This is a genomic window from Sporosarcina thermotolerans (assembly GCF_030067815.1).
GTDB lineage: Bacteria > Bacillota > Bacilli > Bacillales_A > Planococcaceae > Sporosarcina > Sporosarcina thermotolerans.
Genome location: NZ_CP125968.1, coordinates 1,981,268 through 1,999,864, shown reverse-complemented (window position 1 = coordinate 1,999,864; position 18,597 = coordinate 1,981,268). Strand labels below are relative to the sequence as shown.

Sequence of the window (18,597 nt, the reverse complement as noted above, 5' to 3'; positions counted from 1 at the left end):
TCTCCAATTTCAACCATTAGGCAATCGGATGGTTCAATCTATCCCTTAATTCAGAGATGATTTTCTTTTCAAGACGTGATATATAAGATTGCGAAATACCGAGTAATTCAGCTACTTCCTTCTGTGTCATTTCCAAATGTCCGGTTAAGCCAAATCTACATTCCATAATATATCGTTCTCTTTCATCCAACGTACTAATTGCCTCAATCATATGTTGTCTCTCTAATTTTTTTTCAACATCATCAATAATAATATGCTCGTCTGTGCCCAATATATCCGAAAGCAATAATTCATTGCCATCCGCGTCCGAGTTCAAAGGTTCATCAAATGAAATTTCCGATCTTGTCCGGTTTGTTTTACGTAAGTGCATCAAAATTTCATTCTCAATACAACGTGAAGCGTATGTCGCTAATTTAATATTGCGATCGCTTTTAAATGTTTCGATCGCTTTTATAAGTCCAATAGTGCCTATACTTATTAAATCTTCAATATGTGTATTCGTATTATCAAATCTTCTTGCAATATAAACGACAAGTCTTAAATTCTTTTCGATAAGAGTGTCTCTTGCATCCATGTCACCTTCCATAAATGCTCGAATTGTTTGAGCCTCTTCTTCTCTTGTTAACGGTTTTGGTAGTGATTCGTGGCCCCCAATGTAATATGTGCCACTTTTTCTTTTTGAAAAGAAACTTTTAATAATTGATAACCAATTTTTCATTTTATGCCACATGTTCTGTTCCCCTTTCTTCCGTTATTGATTCCAATGCAGAGGCATGCAGAATGGCGGCTGCGCCTTCGGGATAACGATTATCTTCCTTTGTAAGGACAATATAGCCTGTTGGCAACTCACTTCCTTCCCCGATGACCCAATGGTCGAATTTAAAACCAACTGCCCAAGAGGCACCCTGCACTGTTTGAAGGCGGATAAGACGTGCATTTTTTTGATACTGTTTGGGAATCTTCGAAAGTTGATGCATGTCTTTGGTATTCCATGTATGCAAAGGCTTTACAAGCTCCTTGGGTATAATGGACTCAACAGCTTTGAAAGATACGAAGTGAACCGCTTCGCCTGTAAGAGGTTCAATACACCGATTTCCGGTATCGATGAACACTTGAATCGTAGTTGTTCCTTCCCAAATTGATAGCACCGAAGTGTATGAAAAAGTTGACATCTGACGGGCCATTCTTACATCCAACCATTTTGTTTTTAATAAGTACAATGAAATATAAGCTAAAAGTGCACAAACAAAGACGGTCACTCTGGCATCAGAAAACATGAATCTGTCAGTGAATACGGTTAGTACTCCTCCGGCGAAAAGTGCGCCTATAAGTACAATGAGTGAGGGACCTTTCCAAGCAGTGAAAGATACCCCAAAGGCACAAACAACCATTCCTAAAAAAGCGATTACAATTGCGAAAGCAGAGTTAGGGAAGAGTGTGACTGGAAAGGCGCCAATGAATGATGCAAGTAGGAGGCGTTTCCAGGTTGTCTGTGACTTGGCCATTCGGCTGGCGAATGAAAGAATTGCATAGTTGAATACCATGTTAATACCAATAATGATTTCCCCATACATCAGCCCACCCTCCTTGAAAGTAAGGATAACACTCAAATTCTGCAATGTTTGTCGGAATGAGGATGAATTTTGAGTAAAAATACGACAAAATCTGAAGTCCAAATGAAGTATGTTGTGTTACGAAGAGTTTATGTTGTGATACAAGGGAGTTACTTTTAAGTTGTGATACGGTGGTTACATTGTGATACGAACGAGTTACGTTGTGATACGAAGCTTTTACATTGTGATACGACCAAGTTCCATTGTGATACAAATCCCTTAAATGAACATCAAAAAAATCCCCGGCTTGTCCATTTGGACTCCGGGGATTTTCTATTCAAAAGATTATCTTCTTTGACGATTACGCAGGAAAGTTGGAATATCCAATGCATCATCCTGCTGATTGCTTTGCTGTTGTCTTCCCATCTCAGGTTGATGGTATTGTTGTTGTGGCTCTTCCCTACGTGTATGCATTGTTGTTACTGGTTGCTGTTCACGTTGACGAGTTGCGCCGAAGCCTGGGTTTCTTGTAGCCTTCGAAGGGCTTAACTGTTCTTCATTGAAACCTGTAGCAATAACGGTAACAACAATTTCATCTTTCAAATTATCATTGATGACGGAACCGAAAATCATATTTACATCTTCGTCTGAAGCAGATGCCACTATATCAGCAGCCTCTTGAACCTCAAACAAGCTTAAATTGGAACCGCCTGTAATATTCATCAAGACACCTTTAGCGCCATCAATAGAAGTTTCTAAAAGTGGACTTGAAATCGCTTTTTTCGCAGCTTCTGCAGCACGGTTTTCACCAGTGGACATACCGATACCCATAAGTGCAGAACCTTTATTTGACATGATTGTTTTCACATCGGCGAAATCCAAGTTAATAAGCCCTGGCACTGCAATTAGATCTGAAATACCTTGTACACCTTGTCGAAGGACATTGTCAGCTTCACGGAAAGCTTCCAACATTGGTGTATTCTTATCGACAATTTCCAATAACTTATCATTTGGAATGACAATTAGCGTATCGACCGATTCTTTCATTGCAGTAATTCCACCGATTGCTTGTGTTTGGCGTTTTCGACCTTCAAACGTGAATGGACGCGTAACAACACCAACTGTTAATGCGCCAAGATCCTTAGCCACTTGGGCGATAACAGGAGCTGCACCAGTTCCAGTTCCGCCTCCCATTCCGGCTGTTACAAAGACCATATCTGCACCACGAAGTGCTTCTTCAATCTGTTCACGGCTTTCTTCTGCTGCCTTCTTACCTACTTCAGGATTTGCCCCGGCACCAAGTCCGCGTGTCAGTTTTCCACCGATTTGCAATTTCACTTCAGCTGCAGATAGGTTAAGTGCTTGTGCATCCGTATTCACCGCGATGAATTCTACGCCTTGTACTCCATGTTCGATCATGCGATTAACCGCATTGTTTCCTCCACCACCGACTCCAATCACCTTTATGACTGCGAGTGCATCGATATTTGTATCAAAATCCAGCATTGTCTCTCCTCCTAATCCCAATCAGACCGTTTTTTTTGGTCATTCAAAAAATCCATCGAAAAATTTCTTAGTCTTGCTCATGAAGCTTGATTTTTTCTCTTTATTCTGTACCGTAGCCTTCTTTTTCGGTGTTGAAGGGTAATCCATATCACTATGAGCTGCTGCAGATTGAGATTCTGCTGAAATACCAAAATAGGAATCTTCCATATTAGCATAACGGATAAGACCCACAGCCGTCGAATACATTGGTTCGCGAACACCGATATACTCAGGTGTATGGATACGAACCCTTGTCTTCAAGACATGTCTTGCAAGCTGCAGGATGCCCTCTAACTTGGTAGTCCCACCAGTCAATACGACTCCGCCAGGCAAATCTCGAATCCCCATTCGGTAAAATTCTTCTAGCACCAAGTCGAATAATTCTTCCAATCGGACACCAATGATTTCCGATATGTATCGTTGACTATATTGATCTTTTGAATCGGCACCAATGACAGGAACTTCAAAAAGCTCATCATCAGATGCATCATCATAAAAGGCATGTCCAAATTGATGTTTGATCTTCCTGGCTTGTTCAGTAGGAGTTTTTAAAATAATGGACAAGTCCTTTGTTATATGGTCTCCTCCGACTGGAATGACTGTGGTAGACATGAAACGGTTATCCTCGAAAACGGTGATAGTTGTCGAACCTCCACCAATGTCGATGAAAGCCGTGCCGTGATTCATCTCATCTTCCGTTAAAGCAAATGTACCTGCTGCCAAAGGTTGAAGATAGATTTCACGTATTACCAGCCCAGCCCTTTCAACGCATCGTAAAATATTATGCACCAATGTTTTGGAAGTAGTGATAAGTGTACCGTCCAGCTCGAGACGAACGCCTATCATCCCGCGTGGGTCTTTAATTTCATCATAATCGTCGACAATAAATTGTTTTGGGATGATATTAACTATTTCCCGATCAGGAGGAACCGACATGACCTGAGCAGATTTCATAACACGACTCAAATCATCATCCGTTATCTCCCTATTCTCCGAATTAACAGCGACAACACCTTTAACGTCCTGTAAATGAACGCCATTAGCGGGGACACCCAATATAACTTCCCGAATTTGCATGCCCGTCATCCGCTCCGCCTGTTCCACCGCTTTTCGGATTGACTGGACGGTCGCATCTATGTCGATTATCGTCCCTTTTCGAATTCCGGCCGATTGGACGTTGCCAACTCCAATCACATGGAGGGAGCCGCTATCCACTTCGCCAATCAGCACTTTGACTGACGAAGATCCTATATCAAGTGATACATATGTTGTAGATTGATTCAATTCCCGGCACCTCCTATTGCTGTCCTTACCTTACATTCTATTGTATTAGAGTCATATTGTCTAAATATTTTCGCCATCTTTCCCTCAAATCCTTTCATTCCTGAAATTTCTTTTCAGAAACCTTTCCTCGTTCCGACCATTTCGTTAGCAAAATCCTTCTTATAACTGCGATATTTTGGAAAAGTCTTACCCCAAATGCGAATACCGCTGCCAAATATAGATCTACTCCCAGATGTACACCGAGGAATGCCAAACCGGCAGCAAGGGCGATATTAAAGAAGAAGCCCAAATAAAAACCTTATCATCATAAATTTGTTGAAGGTGCGCCCGTATCCCACCGAATAATGTATCCAGTGCAGCTAATACGGCGATTGATAAATAGTTGCTATAAAGTTGTGGAATTTGAATATCTGATAACAGACCAAGCGAAACTCCAAGTATTAAGCCAAGCAACGGCAACCACATTGTCATTCCCCTTTCGGCAGCTCCTGCAAATACAGATTTTCAAATTTCTCAGGCCATCCACGAATGCTTACATCATTCACTGGCTGATTAATATCTAACACTAAATTATCAAGATAAAAATCATCATGAATGGATGAGGCCAATAAATAATTATAAAGCTTTTCACTGTCGGACATTGTAGGTGAAATAATCTTAATCTTAAAAGGTGGTGTCGAAACATTGAGTCCGTTTACTGATGTATAACCATTTATGACCCTTATCGAGCTCATCACTGTATACCGCTTACCGTCAATCTCCATGGTGATCCCTTTAAACCGATTCACCTCGTTGACAAAACGTGTCAATAAATCTGATGAAATACTCGTGATTGGTATTCCATACGCTACACTTTCAGGTGATGGATTGATTTCAATAGTAATACCGGTCCGGTTATATCCGTTGTCCCGCTTTGCGGTTTAGTTTATCCACCGTATCATTCAAGGCTTGTCCAGCACTGGACTCGCTCAGCGACTTATAAGTCGATATTGTTTTGTCCAAATCCCTGATTTCTGATAGTAGCTCCGAATGAAGTTTCTTTTCCTCTGCCAACTCTTGTCGAATTGCCCATATATCCCTCGTATCACGTATCTTAGGATTTTTCACTGAATTATACTGAATGGCAATCATGAAGCCGATTAACAGAAGGACCATAGTGAATTTCCAATTGATTGCCTTATTCATGGATCCCCCTCCCTTTACTACAGCAGTTTACGATTCATCCCTCAATGCAGGTAATTTCAGCACTTTCAATTGTTCAAGGGTTACCTCAATATTGTCGTGGACAAGGCCATCAATAACCCCTCCGCCAAGACTTAGTGATGAAGATAATATATTCGCGTCTCCAATTGCTTCAACTACGAAAGGTGCAGGTAAAGTGCGGCCGTCAATCTGAATAACGGGTCCTGTGCATTTTATATATGAATTTGAAGATATCCTTTGGCCATTGATGGCGATACCTTGTGCACCGGATATTTTCAATTCGTTTACAACTCGTAGCACATGACTTTCATGCACAATATAGTCGTTCGGATTTTGTTCGATTGGATCATAATCCCCATCTTTCAATGTAACGCGGACTCCGGGTCCAACTGCCGGAATAACCCCTAAAAGTAAACGTAGATCTTTAGCTTCTTCAACAAGTACTGCATGATTCTCTTCGTTTTCAGAGAAAGATTGTTCAAATTCACGGATTGCTGCTTGTTTTGACCGCATCTCGTCTGTTAGTTCCTTATTTCTTTCCTTTTGAACAATTAAATCCGCACGATATTGCTCTTCCTCTTGAAAAGTGGGTGATGGGGAAGTTTCTCCACTGTCCTTACCTAAAGTACGATAAGAAAATGCGAAGATAAATCCAAGGACCAAAAAGACAAGGGAGTACAAAATATATCTGCCTTTCTTTTTATTTTCCTCACTCATTTTCTTCGCCATCTACATCACCTTCTCCTTCTCCATTCCCCTCCATTTCTAGTTCCTTCTCAATTCCGTAAACTTTGTTAAATGGGGAAAAATATGTACCGACTTCCATATCGATTATACCTTTTTCCATGCCCTCTAATTGAGATGTAATTTCTGGATAGTAATCCATTTTCTCCGCGAAAGTCGGAATAATAGCATGGACTTCATATCCATCATCCATATAGGCCGTTATTGTATCGGGATATTCCTCAGTTCCTGTATATATAATTTCAGAAATTAAGTGCAGGACATCCTTGTCCATCTTCATAAGTTGATGAGTCAGCTTTTTCCTTATGTCGGGCTTGTCCAAATGATTCAATATCGGGACATTTGGATAATTGTTGTCACTTGAAATAAGTTCACCATTCTCCAACAATAAATCAAATTTTCCGCTGTTCTCCATATAGGCAACCATTTTCCACTCAGTTATGGAAATTTCAATATCCCTAAAAAGTTTTCTTGATACGGATACTTTACTGACGCCTTCGATTTTCAAAAGTTCTTTCTCAATTTCTTTTGTGTCGAACCCCCAATATGGACTACCTAAAGGGACACCACTCTTTTCGAAGTAAAACTGATCATCATACAGTTCCGCGCCATGGATTTCAATCGCCCCCACTTTACTAAGCGGTGATTGGAAATATAGTAGCACAAGGAGGGCTATGCAGAATACGGCAATGATGAAAATGAATTTTTTATTCGTTTTCCTTCGCCGTTTTTCCCGCATGGACGGTATTCTTTCTTCGATGTCAATCACTTTATCCATGTGTTAGCCCCCCCCTTTTTAGGTTTTTTTATAAAGGCAAAGTGTAAAATAGTTCCTACGGCCATCCATGTCGTTAGCAAGGAAGAGCCACCATAACTAATGAACGGTAAAGTTACCCCGGTTACAGGTAGTAATCCAGAAACGACACCAACGTTAAGGAATGTTTGAAAAATGATCATGGAAGCCATTCCCGCTGTTATTAAAAACGCTTTGTAATCATGCGTTCGGATTGCGATACCAAAGGCTGATAAAAGCAGTACTGCAAATAATAACAATATGAATGTAGCTCCTATAAAACCGGTCTCCTCAGCAATTATTGAAAAGATGAAATCATTTTGCGGTTCCGGCAGGTAAAGGTATTTTTGCCGACTATTGCCATATCCATGACCAAATAATCCACCTGGGGCAATTGCAAACAGTGACTGGATTCCTTGAAACCCTTTTCCAAGGGGGTCATTCCATGGGTCTATATATGATTTAATACGGTCAATCCTGTATGGGGCCGAAATTATCAATACCACAAAGGCACCGATTCCAGTCATACCAAGAATTGCGAAAAAGGATAATGGATAGCCTGCAAGGAATAGAATTACGAACGCTGCAACAATCATTATCACAGTTGATCCAAGATCCGGTTGCAACATGATTAAACCTGCTGGAAGTAAAATTAATACAAAATGACTCAACCTAAATGGACTTTTCCCAGAAGAGTTTTTAACACTGGAAGCAAGTTTTCCGATAAGGGCAACTTTGACAAACTCTGCGGGTTGGATGCTGAATGGGCCGAGGGCTATCCAACTTTGAGAGCCGTTCCTCACCGCTCCAATTCCAGGAATCATGACAGCGACTAATAAGATAATTGTTATGTAATAAAAGGCAGTCCAAAATGATTCATTGGATGTCCATTTCCCTTTCATCAACATTAGTGCGACAAAGATTGATATTACCATGTATATACCCTGTTTTACTATGAATGGGGATGAATCCGCGTAGTGGATTTGTCCCCAATATGAACCAGCAGAATGGACAAAAATCAAGCCAATTAGTGATAGTGATACTGCCGAAATGATGAAGGCAGCTTTCAATTTCTGATCCAGTGAACGCATCCTTCCGTGTTAGTGTTAAATCGGTTAAGAAGCTATTTTACAGCTTATCGATAGCGTCGATAAAGGCATCGCCGCGTTTTTCGAAGTTTGGATACTGGTCCCAGCTTGCACAGGCTGGCGAAAGTACTATTTGATCGCCTTCCAAGGAAATTTGAAAAGCTCCATTGACTGCATCATCCATCGTTTCCACTTTTTCAGCGTAAGGAACACCACATGATTTTGCGAATTCGATTAATCGATCGCCGGTTTCACCCAATGCAAAAAGTGCCTTTACCCTTCCCATATAAGGTCGAAGCTCTTCGAAAGAATGTCCTCTGTCCAATCCACCCGCTAACAGGATTACAGGAGCTTGGAAAGATGATAGGGCACTTTTCGTCGCCAATGTATTAGTGGCTTTTGAGTCATTATAAAATGCTCGCCCCTTCAGTTCTTTCACAAATTGCATACGATGCCGTACACCTGTGAATGAACTTAAAACATTCTCGATCGTTTCTTTATCACAATCCATTAAGATTGCAGAAGCCGTTGCAGCTAAAATGTTTTCCAAATTATGCTGACCTAAAAGCTTTATGATTGAACGCTCTAAAAAAGGTTCTCCTAGCCAATAAATCATCTCTTCATCGGCAGAAATACCTTCGACCGCCCTTCCTTTCAAAGTAAAAGGAATCTTTGTTGCTGCAGATCTCTCTACATACGGGAGTAATTCCGGTTGGTCAGCATTGTATATGAAGAAATCATCTTTTGTCTGGTTTCTTGTAACTTTCGCTTTTGCCATAGCGTATTCTTCGGTAGTTCCATGATAATCGATATGGGCTTCGTATAAATTTGTCCAAACGGATATTCTCGGACGAAACTTCTCCGTACCCGCCAATTGGAACGAAGAAACTTCCATGGCGATAACTTCTTCTTCAGTTGCCTCTTCCGCTACTGTACATGCAACAGTCCCGATATTTCCCGCAATAAGTGGTTTTTTACCACCAATATTCAAAATATGATAGAGAAGGGTTGTAGTTGTAGTCTTACCATTGGAACCTGTAATTGCTATGATAGGAGCCTTACTTATTAGGTACGCTAACTCAATCTCAGTCCAAATCGGAATCTCTTTTTTTAGGGCTTGCTGAAGAACTTGGTTCTTATAAGGAATCCCTGGGTTTTTCACTATGAAGTCAAAGCCTCCATCCAAGATTCCCTTGGGATGGCCACCGCAAATTACATTAATACCTTTTGACTGTAGAGCAAGGGCTTCATTATTTCCTTCCTCAGGTGAAGAATCATTGACAAGTACTTCTGCTCCAAGGGAATGCAGCAAATCAGCCGCAGCATAACCACTTTTAGCAAGACCAAGCACCAGTACTTTCTTTCCTTTAAACTGAATTCGATTTTCCACTTACATCACCTCCCACAATATGGGCAGTATTGAAGCCAAGAAGGCAATTCCCCAAAACACAATTACAATCTTCCACTCAGACCAACCCGAAAGCTCGAAGTGATGGTGGATCGGACTCATTTTAAATACCCGTTTTCCCGTCAGCTTAAAGCTTGTTACTTGAATCATTACTGATAATGTTTCAATCACATATACGATTCCAATAACAAGTAACAGAAGCTCCTGCTTTACAAGAATTGAAAGCATTGCAAGAACTCCGCCCAATGCCAAGGAACCAGTATCGCCCATAAACACTTTCGCTGGCTTCATATTGAACAATAAAAACCCTAACATTGCACCAGCAACAACGAATGCGAACATCGCGATGTCATGCTGCTCATAGATGAGGCCATACACACCAAATGCAGCAAATGCCACAGTTGATGTACCTGCAACAAGTCCATCAAGTCCATCCGATAAATTGACTGCGTTTGAAAACCCTACAAGCCAAAATATTAGGAAAGCCACGTAGATTATACCTAAGTCTATGGTGATATTCGTAAATGGAATGAGTACTGTTGTTTCAAAAGGTCCCATTCTTAATAGGAAGTAGGCAAGAACAGCAATTACAATCTGTCCGATTAACTTTTGTATGGATGTTAAGCCCAAGTTCCGTTTCATGACGACAATGATAAAATCGTCTAGGAATCCGATAACACCGAATCCAGCAAGCACAATCATCAGTACAATTGTCTGTGTTGTTAGTACTTCTTCATATATGTATGAAAGGACGAGCATCGTAATGATGATAGAACTCAGGAAAATAAGGCCGCCCATAGTGGGCATGCCTGCTTTTTCTTATGGGCTGCTGGACCTTCTTCCCTGATGCTCTGCCCAAACTTTAATCTTCTAAGCAACGGTATGATGGCGGTCCCGATAAGTGCTGTTAGTATAAATGAAACGGTGATTACCGTAATTGTAGTGACAAGTGTCATAATATTTCTCCTTAACTGTTATGAAACTGTATTAGTGTTGTCTAGCTACAGGCGCCAGGTGCTCGGGTCATAAGTCAAAGCTGCTTTGTGGCAAAGAACGCCACGACGCATCTTCGCCTTATGCCTGTCGCACCTAAGCGGGCGCCTTCCGCTTTTCTATTCTTCCTCAGTATATACGTGGATGATATCGTCCACCATTATTAAGGAATCAGGTGCCGGCATTTGATATTTTATCACTTCTCCATCACCATGCCATTGTATACGATATGTGTGAAGTTGGCGCCCAACCATTCCTTTTGTCATCCCTGTCAAATCAGGTGCACGATGTGTTAAAGGATCACCCCAGCGATATTCCTTTTCAATCTGCCCTTCCCTTTTTTCAATCCCTGCAAGAGGTGCAATTTCCTCAATGATCCGTCCTACGATTGGTGCAGCAATGACACCACCGAACTGGATTGAGTTTTTAGGACTATCAACAGCGATATAGACAAGTAGTTCAGGGTCGTCAGCCGGTGTAAATCCAATGAAAGATACAATATAGTCCCCATCGCTATACGTACCATTCACGACCTTTTGTGCCGTACCCGTTTTTCCGCCTACTCGTAGACCATCATTGAATGCATTCCGACCTGAACCATTTGCGACAACCGATTCAAGAGCTTCTCGAACTTTAGCTGATGTTTCTTCGCTAATGACACGGCGTTTCATCTCTGGTTCAAAAGACTGTATTGTCTCACCCTTATCATTCTTAATTTCCTTAATAATATACGGCTTATACAAATAGCCTCCGTTAATAGCTGCTGCTACCGCCTGAACTTGTTGAATTGGCGTGACAGATATACCTTGACCGAACGCGGTCGTAGCCTGTTCAACTGGACCGAATGCCTTTTGCGAGAATAATATTCCCTTTGCCTCTCCCGCAATGCCGGAGCCAGTCGATTCACCAAAACCGAAATCCCTAATGTATTTATCTAACTTTTCGCCGCCTAAGCGCCTGCCAATTTCGATGAATCCTGGGTTACAGGAATTTTCTACAACTTCGAGGAAGGTTTGATGACCATGGCCTTCCCTTTTCCAACATCTTAACCTTGCGTTCGCGACCATTGTATATCCCGGGTCATTAAAGTGTTGATTATGCAAATCGATGACACCTTCCTCGAGTCCTGCAGCAAGTGTCACGATCTTGAATGTTGATCCCGGCTCGAATGTCATCCAAACCGGCAAGTTGCGATTGTAAATCGAAGGGTCAGCATTTTGATAATTGGCCGGGTCAAATGAAGGCACGGAGGCAAGGACAAGAATTTCTCCCGTCTTTGGATTCATGACAATCGCTAACGCCGATGCAGCATCAAATTTTTCCAAAGCCTGTTGCAACTCCCGCTCAACTGCTTTTTGCATTTCAAGGTCGATTGTCAATTCAACACTCGCCCCATTTTTGCCAGTTTCGAAACTGTCATCTACATGAGGCAATGGGATTGTCCTTGCATCCGTATATAGACGTATTTTATCGCCTGTACCTTTTAAGATTTCATCATATGCATATTCAATTCCAGCAAGGCCATCTCCATCATAACCAGTGAATCCAATGAGCCTTGATAATAATTCTCCATTTGGGTAATTCCTAACAAAATCTACCCCAGTATACAAACCATCAATTTGCAACTTCGCAATTTCATCAGCTTGATCTTGGGTTATGTTCTTACCCTCAGGAGCCAATTTGACCATATACGCTTTTTTTGTCATCTTCTCAAGCAGTTTATCTTTATCCATACCGATGACGCTTGCTATTGCTGCTGCAGCCTTTTCAGGTTCTTTGTTCTGGGATGGCATGTAATAAAGCGTTGGAGCAAGTCGGTTACCAACTATCAATTGACCATTACGATCATTGATTTCTCCCTTAATGCTCCAAAAGGGATTTCCCTATCCCAGTTCTCTTCCGCACGCGCCTTTAACCATTCATGTTTAATGATTTGAACGTGGAAGAGCTTTCCTACGACCATGAAGATTGCAATAACGAAAATAATATAGACAGCCCGCAATCTTTTCTTGGATTGCAGATCAGCATATTTTTTACGCAGCGCCCCACACCTTTCGTTTTTCTACTAACCTATGAATAGATGTGGACTGCTATACATCATCCTCCAATTATCTCCTCTTCTTTTCCTCATCCTGCGGGGCAGGAGTATGAAGATCGGCCGGCGTCAACAGTTGAAGGACAACGGGATCGTCCTTACTAATAACGGCTCCTTCGGATAAGCTTTGTTCGGTTACATATCCATCACCATTCAAACGAATATCAAGCCCTGATAACATTTTAAATGATAATGCCATTTTTTTCGACCACCCGTAAAAATTTGGCAAAGTAGTATCCCCATTAGTTTCCAGGAGAACAATAGATCCTTTATTCATCTTCGTGCCTTTTTGAGGGTATTGACTAATAACATTGCCACCCTCTCCTATTAACACCGGAGAAAAACCTTGTTCACGGAGTTCTTCGATTGCAGAAGATGAATCACTGCCGATAAATTCCGATATAGGGACAGTTGAAGAACTTTCATTATTTTCTGGTACGATATTCATATATTTCAAACTGCTTTCCATAATTGACGTAAACAGTTTTGCCACAGGATCAGAACCATATTGTCCTATCTCAAGCTTCGGTTGCTGAACAATAACGTAAGCCAATAATTGGGGATCTTCGATTGGCGCCATCCCAAGGAACGAATAAAGATAATTCCCATCTCCTGAGAGATATCCCGGTCCATCCTTTTTGGGTATTTCTGCAGTTCCTGTTTTTCCGCCGACCGAATAACCCGAGAGGGCAAATTTTTTAGCTGTCCCAGGCGCAGAAGTTACGGTTGTGGCTAAGATTTCACGAACTTGCTTTGCAGTTTCAGCCGAAATAGGTGATTCCTTTTCTTCTGGTTTATGGTCTTCTACAGTTTCTTCAGTATTTGGGTTAATAATCTTATCAATGACGTACGGTTTCATCATCTTGCCATCGTTTGCAACCGCAGTAGCCGCTTGAATCATTTGAATTGGAGTTACAGTCGAACCTTGTCCATATGAAGTTGTTAATCTCTCACTCGGATTTATATCCAAAATGATGCCAGATGCTTCATTCGGCAAGTCAATTCCAACCTTTTCGCCAAAGCCAAAATCCTTTAAGTACTCGATGAATGTGCGATCTCCCATTCTTTCCAATAGGTAAGCCATCGAAACGTTGGATGATCTCTGAAAACCTTCGAGAAAGGAAATCCTTCCCCAACCGGTTCTATTAACATCTCGAATTGTCTTATCATAGATCGTATATTGTCCGGATTGGAATTCCGCAAATGGATCCCATTTTCTTTCCTCGATTGCTGCGGCTAATGTGAATATTTTCATTGTTGAACCCGGTTCAATCGTATTTTGCACAGCATCGTTCAACCAGTTTTCGGTCAGACCGACGCGTGTTGAAGGGTGAAATGAAGGTCGCTGGCTCATCGCATAAATTTCACCGGTATTAGGGTTAGTTATGATGACAAGCATTTTTTCGGGCGAGTATTCTTCGTCAACCTGATTCATAGCATCCTCAACAAAGTTTTGAATCGTCTTATCAATCGTTAACTGAATCGTCATGCCGTCTTGTGCAGCAACAATTTGTTTTTCTGACTTCGGTAATATAAAGCCCCATCTATCAGTCTTAAAATCCACCTTACCGTTCACACCTGTCAATGCCTCGTTGTATGTCTGCTCAAGGCCCATTTTACCGACTGTGGATACTTTTTATTTTCATCCTCTTCCCTCATCGCAAAACCGATCAAATAGGATGCAAAATTGCCATTCGGATAAAATCTTTTTTTATCTTCGATGAACTGCAGACCTGTTACGCCTTCCTTATCCGCCGCCTCTTTAATGGCTAACATCGTTTCATGACTAATATCCCTTCCTGCCTTACCGAACTCGATTTGATAAACATTCGAGTTATTCGCAACAGCCTTATCCCTAATCTCAATCATCTTGGATTTCTCCATTGGGATAAATCTACTTAACAGGTCTGCCGCTTTTTCAAAATCCACGACATGTCTTGGCTCCTGAGCACCTTTTTCAGTCGCTTTTTCATTCAATACCGCAATAAGCCGGTAACTTAATGTATCGGAAGCGATTAATTCACCGTTACGGTCAATAATTTTTCCTCTTTCAGCCTGAAGGATTGCTTCCCTTGCATATTTCGCCTCAGCCATGACAGCCATTGGTCTACCTTCAGCTTGTCCGGTAATTTGGATACTTAATAAACGTCCAAACAATAGGAAAAAGAGCCCTCCAAAAAAACGAACATCAGAAAGGCTCCCCATTGAAATCGAAACTTCTTCTTTTTCATCGTCCAGGCACGACCTTTACGTTTTTCTCGTTTAGATTCAAGCCGAGCTCCTTCGCTTTATTCCAAATCACTTCATATGTAGATTTCTCGCTCACGAGATTGGACAATTCAGTATTCTGTTTTTGAGTTTCTACAACTTCACTATTTAAAAGTTGCACTTCCTTATTGGTATCATTAATTTGCGCCTGTGTATGCAAAATCATCGTAGAAAAAATAACGAGAATTGCTGAAAACAGCACGAACAAAAACTTTTCGCCTTTGGAAATAAGTCTTTTAGAACGCCTATTCGGCTGCAACTCTTGTTTCTTCGGTGATTGTGGTGCTTCAATTTCATGTACTGTATTCATCTGGAATGTCCTTTGTTCCAATGCCATCTAACAATTCCCCTTCTATTTTTTCTCAATAATCCGTAATTTTGCTGATCTTGATCTTTTGTTCACTGAAATTTCCTCTTCACTTGGCACAATCGGTTTTCTTGTAACTGACTTGAATTCAGGTTCCATATGATCAGGAATAACTGGTAAATTTGGTGGAAGTTCCGGTAAAGAGGTCACCTCTTTAAAAATGTTTTGCACAAACGGTCCTCCAATGAGTGGAAGGTGATGACAGAAATACGTCCACCTGGATTCATGACCGTTAATGCGTCAGTTAATGAGTCTTCAGCTGCCCCAAGTTCATCATTTACAGCAATTCTTATTGCCTGGAATACTCTTTTGGCCGGATGTCCACCCGTCCTGCGTGCTGCTGCAGGGATGCCGTTCTTTATCAGTTCAACTAATTCTCCCGTACTTTGAATGGGTGCTTGTTTACGTGCTTCTTCTATTTTACGGGCGATTCCTTTTGAAAACTTTTCTTCCCCATATCTGAAAAAGATACGGACTAAATCTTCGTAAGCCCACTCGTTCACAACGTCAAAGGCTGTTAAAGGTGCATCTGTATCCATACGCATGTCCAGTTTTGCATCATGATTGTAGCTGAAACCGCGTTCTGGAGTGTCGAGCTGTGGTGATGATACACCAAGGTCATAGAGAACCCCATCCACAGAGTGAATTCCGATGTTTTTGAGTTCGTTTTTCAAGTTTCTAAAGTTCGAATGAATGAAAGTAATTTGGGATAAATAATCTTTTAGTTTTACTTTTGCTGCTTCAATTGCTGTTGTATCCTGATCGAAACAAATCAGTCGACCTTCAGGTGAGAGCTTTTTAACAATTTCAAGGCTGTGTCCTGCACCTCCAAGTGTGCAGTCTACGTAGACACCATCGGGCTTAATATTAAGCCCTTCGACGGCTTCGTGGAGTAATACGGTTATATGATCGAACATTGAAACCGCCATCCTTTCTTTTTCTAATATTAAAAATCAAAGTCGATGATGTTTTCAGCGATTTCGTTGAATGATTGCTCCGACTCATCATAATAGGAGTCCCAAGATGATTTGGACCAAATTTCGATACGGCTGGAAACTCCGATGACTACGCAATCTTTTTCCACTTTTGCATAATCCAGTAGGGAGGTTGGTATATTTACGCGACCTTGCTTGTCGATTTCCACTTCTGTAGCACCTGAAAAGAAAAACCTTGCAAATGCCCGAGCATCTTTTTTCGTTACGGGCAGTGCTTTCAATTTTTCCTCTAATCGCTTCCATTCCTCCATAGGGTAACCGAAGAGGCAATTATCCAATCCACGAGTCAACACAAAGCCATCCGCCAAATATTCCCTGAATTTAGAAGGGACTATTAAGCGGCCTTTTGCATCCACAGTATGCTGATATTCGCCCATGAACATACTCTTCACCCCACTATGTGATTTTAATGTACCACATCCCCCACATTCCTCCACCCATAATCTATTTTCCATTAAAAATGTGCCGATAGTACTTGTTTTATTGAGATGGGGCTTGATTTTCACCAATCACGTAGGTCTAAATAAAAAAGCTTTTCCAGTCGAAAATTGACTGGAAAAGCTAATAATTATCAAAGATAAACGATTTGATGGGTGCCGTCCATTTTCAATGGCTGGCAAAGCAAATTTCGGACCAATTCAGGACCATATTGATTCATAAAAGTATAGGGAGTGAAAAGCCGTTCTTGCAATGACCCTTCTGGAAGTAGTTCATTTTCAAGGATTCGATATTTACGTAAGGCAACCTCATGTTTAAGTAAAAGGCTTTCTTCAGCTTTCCCTCTTAAGTAATTTAGTTGTTTCTTATGAAATTCGAGGTTTTTATGAAGCAATTGCGTCATTGAAAGATCTACCACGGACTCTAATTCTACGTATTTACTTGTTAAAAACGTTTCTGTTTCCCTAAGTAGTTCATCAAATTGCTCATCATGCAATGTTTCAATGAATTTTTCACGTTCGTCTAGTACTTTTCCGGACAATACATCTGAGACCGTCAATGCAACATCGTCCATAGCCTGTTTCGCCTGTGGAGTGACTAATGTAATTGAAATCCGTGGAACAAGAATCGGCATTTTGATGCCAAAATGGTGGAAGGCATCTTTCAATAATGCCCAATAGGCAATTTCGCCAGGCCCCCCGACAAAAGATAGGACTGGAAATACCATATCTTGCATTATCGGACGTGTTGCAACATTATTGCTTAGGAGCCAAGGTTCCTCATTCGCCACTTTCATCAATTCATCGGGCGTGAAACGGATACCTGCACTACTATTCACGAAGTCTTCATTATCCCTTGTCAATAAGACCCTTCCCGTTTCATGCATATAAAAAAGATTCGCTGCATCGTATTCCGCTTGGATTGGCCTACCGAAACCAATCGCATCAAATTCTTCTTCTGTACTTGCAATCATTTTCGCGATTTTTTCAGCCGCTTCGATGAAACCAGTGAATGGTCCTTTTTCTATCTCTCTTAACGGTTTATATGCCGAATCAATAAGGAGGAGACCATGCTCACTGAATAGGCCATTCATCAATCTGACAAAAAAGCCAGTGAAAGTCTTTTCTAAACTAACTGCTTCAAGGACTTCGTCCAATAAGGATTTCGTATGCTCGGTTTCTCCGAATTGACGGAAAGTATCTTTAACGAAGGTGGTCATCATCTCATGTGAATACTCGGCTTCTGATGCCATTAATTTTAAAATATATTTTTCACGGTATTTATTCTTTGTCACCTTTCCGGAAACCTCTGTATAGACATGATTAATTTCATTCAGATCATGATCTTCTCCGGCAATCCAGAAAACAGGAATAACTGGAACACCAAGTTCTTCCCTCTTCTTTTCAGCAAGCAAGATGACAGTTATTGCTTTATGGACTGAATAAAGTGGCCCTGTCATTATTCCAGCTTGTTGGCCACCGATGACAACAACACCATCATTAGCTAACTCATCGATATATTTTGCAGCTTTTTCAGAGATGCCAAACGGTTCCATAAAGGAAGTAATTACATTCGCCAATTCCTTCCTCTGAAATGAACGATCCGACAACTCTTTCAACCTCTTCGGATAGGAGTTGCTTTCATTTTTATAGTCAAAAAAAGTATGTATGAATTTTTCATCATGATTATATGCTTGCATTACCTTATTTCCATTTTGTAATTCCAATGACTCAAGTTCCATCCTTCATGCCCCTTTTTACTAGTTTGAACAAAGTATACATTGAATTTCATCAGATTGAAAAAATTACGCTTATCCCCTACTA

The 18,597-nt window shown here is 41.0% G+C and carries 15 protein-coding genes and 4 pseudogenes; all 19 read right to left on the bottom strand.

All coding sequences use genetic code 11. The annotated features are described in order from the left end of the window. Positions 1-16: 16 nt before the first annotated feature. The 19 genes and pseudogenes from sigE to bshC all read right to left on the bottom strand — a co-directional run bounded on the left by sigE (position 17) and on the right by bshC (position 18,515). A complete protein-coding gene (gene sigE, locus QNH10_RS11400) occupies positions 17-718 on the bottom strand; it encodes an RNA polymerase sporulation sigma factor SigE (protein WP_283731663.1) in 702 nt (233 codons plus the stop codon). Between the two features lies 1 nt (position 719). Further along, positions 720-1,574, bottom strand: coding sequence for a sigma-E processing peptidase SpoIIGA (locus QNH10_RS11395; protein WP_283731662.1), 855 nt, complete (start codon positions 1,572-1,574; stop codon positions 720-722). Between the two features lie 324 nt (positions 1,575-1,898). After that, positions 1,899-3,059, bottom strand: a complete 1,161-nt coding sequence (gene ftsZ / locus QNH10_RS11390; protein ID WP_283731661.1) for a cell division protein FtsZ — start codon at positions 3,057-3,059, stop codon at positions 1,899-1,901. 39 nt (positions 3,060-3,098) lie between these two features. Further along, positions 3,099-4,382, bottom strand: coding sequence for a cell division protein FtsA (gene ftsA / locus QNH10_RS11385; protein WP_283731660.1), 1,284 nt, complete (start codon positions 4,380-4,382; stop codon positions 3,099-3,101). A gap of 94 nt (positions 4,383-4,476) precedes the next feature. Then, positions 4,477-4,847 (bottom strand): annotated as a pseudogene (locus QNH10_RS11380) (small basic family protein). 2 nt (positions 4,848-4,849) lie between these two features. After that, positions 4,850-5,215, bottom strand: a complete 366-nt coding sequence (locus QNH10_RS11375; protein WP_283734620.1) for a DUF881 domain-containing protein — start codon at positions 5,213-5,215, stop codon at positions 4,850-4,852. A 61-nt stretch (positions 5,216-5,276) separates the two neighbouring features. Then, positions 5,277-5,567, bottom strand: coding sequence for a hypothetical protein (locus tag QNH10_RS11370; protein WP_283731659.1), 291 nt, complete (start codon positions 5,565-5,567; stop codon positions 5,277-5,279). A gap of 27 nt (positions 5,568-5,594) precedes the next feature. After that, positions 5,595-6,314, bottom strand: coding sequence for a DUF881 domain-containing protein (locus QNH10_RS11365; protein ID WP_283731658.1), 720 nt, complete (start codon positions 6,312-6,314; stop codon positions 5,595-5,597). Beyond that, the gene (locus QNH10_RS11360; protein WP_283731657.1) at positions 6,295-7,107 is read right to left on the bottom strand and encodes a cell division protein FtsQ/DivIB; all 813 of its coding nucleotides are present in this window, start codon (positions 7,105-7,107) and stop codon (positions 6,295-6,297) included. The genes QNH10_RS11365 and QNH10_RS11360 overlap by 20 nt, the downstream gene beginning before the upstream one ends. After that, a complete protein-coding gene (gene ftsW / locus QNH10_RS11355) occupies positions 7,095-8,213 on the bottom strand; it encodes a putative lipid II flippase FtsW (protein ID WP_283731656.1) in 1,119 nt (372 codons plus the stop codon). The genes QNH10_RS11360 and ftsW overlap by 13 nt, the downstream gene beginning before the upstream one ends. A 37-nt stretch (positions 8,214-8,250) precedes the next feature. Continuing rightward, a complete protein-coding gene (gene murD / locus QNH10_RS11350) occupies positions 8,251-9,600 on the bottom strand; it encodes a UDP-N-acetylmuramoyl-L-alanine--D-glutamate ligase (protein WP_283731655.1) in 1,350 nt (449 codons plus the stop codon). After that, positions 9,601-10,574 (bottom strand): annotated as a pseudogene (mraY, locus tag QNH10_RS11345) (phospho-N-acetylmuramoyl-pentapeptide-transferase). A gap of 156 nt (positions 10,575-10,730) precedes the next feature. Beyond that, positions 10,731-12,574 (bottom strand): annotated as a pseudogene (locus QNH10_RS11340) (penicillin-binding transpeptidase domain-containing protein). A 145-nt stretch (positions 12,575-12,719) separates the two neighbouring features. Then, positions 12,720-14,321: a penicillin-binding protein gene (locus QNH10_RS11335; protein ID WP_283731654.1), complete on the bottom strand. Its 1,602-nt coding sequence runs from the start codon at positions 14,319-14,321 to the stop codon at positions 12,720-12,722. Beyond that, positions 14,288-14,863, bottom strand: a complete 576-nt coding sequence (locus QNH10_RS11330; RefSeq protein ID WP_283731653.1) for a penicillin-binding protein 2 — start codon at positions 14,861-14,863, stop codon at positions 14,288-14,290. The genes QNH10_RS11335 and QNH10_RS11330 overlap by 34 nt, the downstream gene beginning before the upstream one ends. Before the next feature lie 70 nt (positions 14,864-14,933). Continuing rightward, on the bottom strand, positions 14,934-15,311 hold the full coding sequence (gene ftsL / locus QNH10_RS11325) for a cell division protein FtsL (protein ID WP_283731652.1): 378 nt from the start codon (positions 15,309-15,311) through the stop codon (positions 14,934-14,936). Positions 15,312-15,326: 15 nt separating this feature from the next. Then, positions 15,327-16,258 (bottom strand): annotated as a pseudogene (gene rsmH, locus QNH10_RS11320) (16S rRNA (cytosine(1402)-N(4))-methyltransferase RsmH). Between the two features lie 29 nt (positions 16,259-16,287). Further along, on the bottom strand, positions 16,288-16,719 hold the full coding sequence (gene mraZ / locus QNH10_RS11315; RefSeq protein WP_283731651.1) for a division/cell wall cluster transcriptional repressor MraZ: 432 nt from the start codon (positions 16,717-16,719) through the stop codon (positions 16,288-16,290). A 188-nt stretch (positions 16,720-16,907) separates the two neighbouring features. After that, positions 16,908-18,515 carry a bacillithiol biosynthesis cysteine-adding enzyme BshC gene (gene bshC / locus QNH10_RS11310; protein WP_283731650.1) on the bottom strand — a complete coding sequence of 536 codons (1,608 nt, stop codon included), beginning with the start codon at positions 18,513-18,515 and terminating at the stop codon, positions 16,908-16,910. Between the last annotated feature and the right edge of the window lie 82 nt (positions 18,516-18,597).

Excerpts from the sequence above, each read along its gene's own strand:
- sigE (WP_283731663.1), bottom strand. The coding sequence starts at position 718 with ATGAAAAATTGGTTATCAATTATTAAAAGTTTCTTTTCAAAAAGAAAA.
- QNH10_RS11395 (WP_283731662.1), bottom strand. The coding sequence starts at position 1,574 with ATGTATGGGGAAATCATTATTGGTATTAACATGGTATTCAACTATGCA.
- ftsZ (WP_283731661.1), bottom strand. The coding sequence starts at position 3,059 with ATGCTGGATTTTGATACAAATATCGATGCACTCGCAGTCATAAAGGTG.
- QNH10_RS11370 (WP_283731659.1), bottom strand. The coding sequence starts at position 5,567 with ATGAATAAGGCAATCAATTGGAAATTCACTATGGTCCTTCTGTTAATC.
- QNH10_RS11365 (WP_283731658.1), bottom strand. The coding sequence starts at position 6,314 with ATGGCGAAGAAAATGAGTGAGGAAAATAAAAAGAAAGGCAGATATATT.
- QNH10_RS11360 (WP_283731657.1), bottom strand. The coding sequence starts at position 7,107 with ATGGATAAAGTGATTGACATCGAAGAAAGAATACCGTCCATGCGGGAA.
- ftsW (WP_283731656.1), bottom strand. The coding sequence starts at position 8,213 with ATGCGTTCACTGGATCAGAAATTGAAAGCTGCCTTCATCATTTCGGCA.
- QNH10_RS11335 (WP_283731654.1), bottom strand. The coding sequence starts at position 14,321 with ATGGGCCTTGAGCAGACATACAACGAGGCATTGACAGGTGTGAACGGT.
- ftsL (WP_283731652.1), bottom strand. The coding sequence starts at position 15,311 with ATGGCATTGGAACAAAGGACATTCCAGATGAATACAGTACATGAAATT.
- mraZ (WP_283731651.1), bottom strand. The coding sequence starts at position 16,719 with ATGTTCATGGGCGAATATCAGCATACTGTGGATGCAAAAGGCCGCTTA.
- bshC (WP_283731650.1), bottom strand. The coding sequence starts at position 18,515 with ATGGAACTTGAGTCATTGGAATTACAAAATGGAAATAAGGTAATGCAA.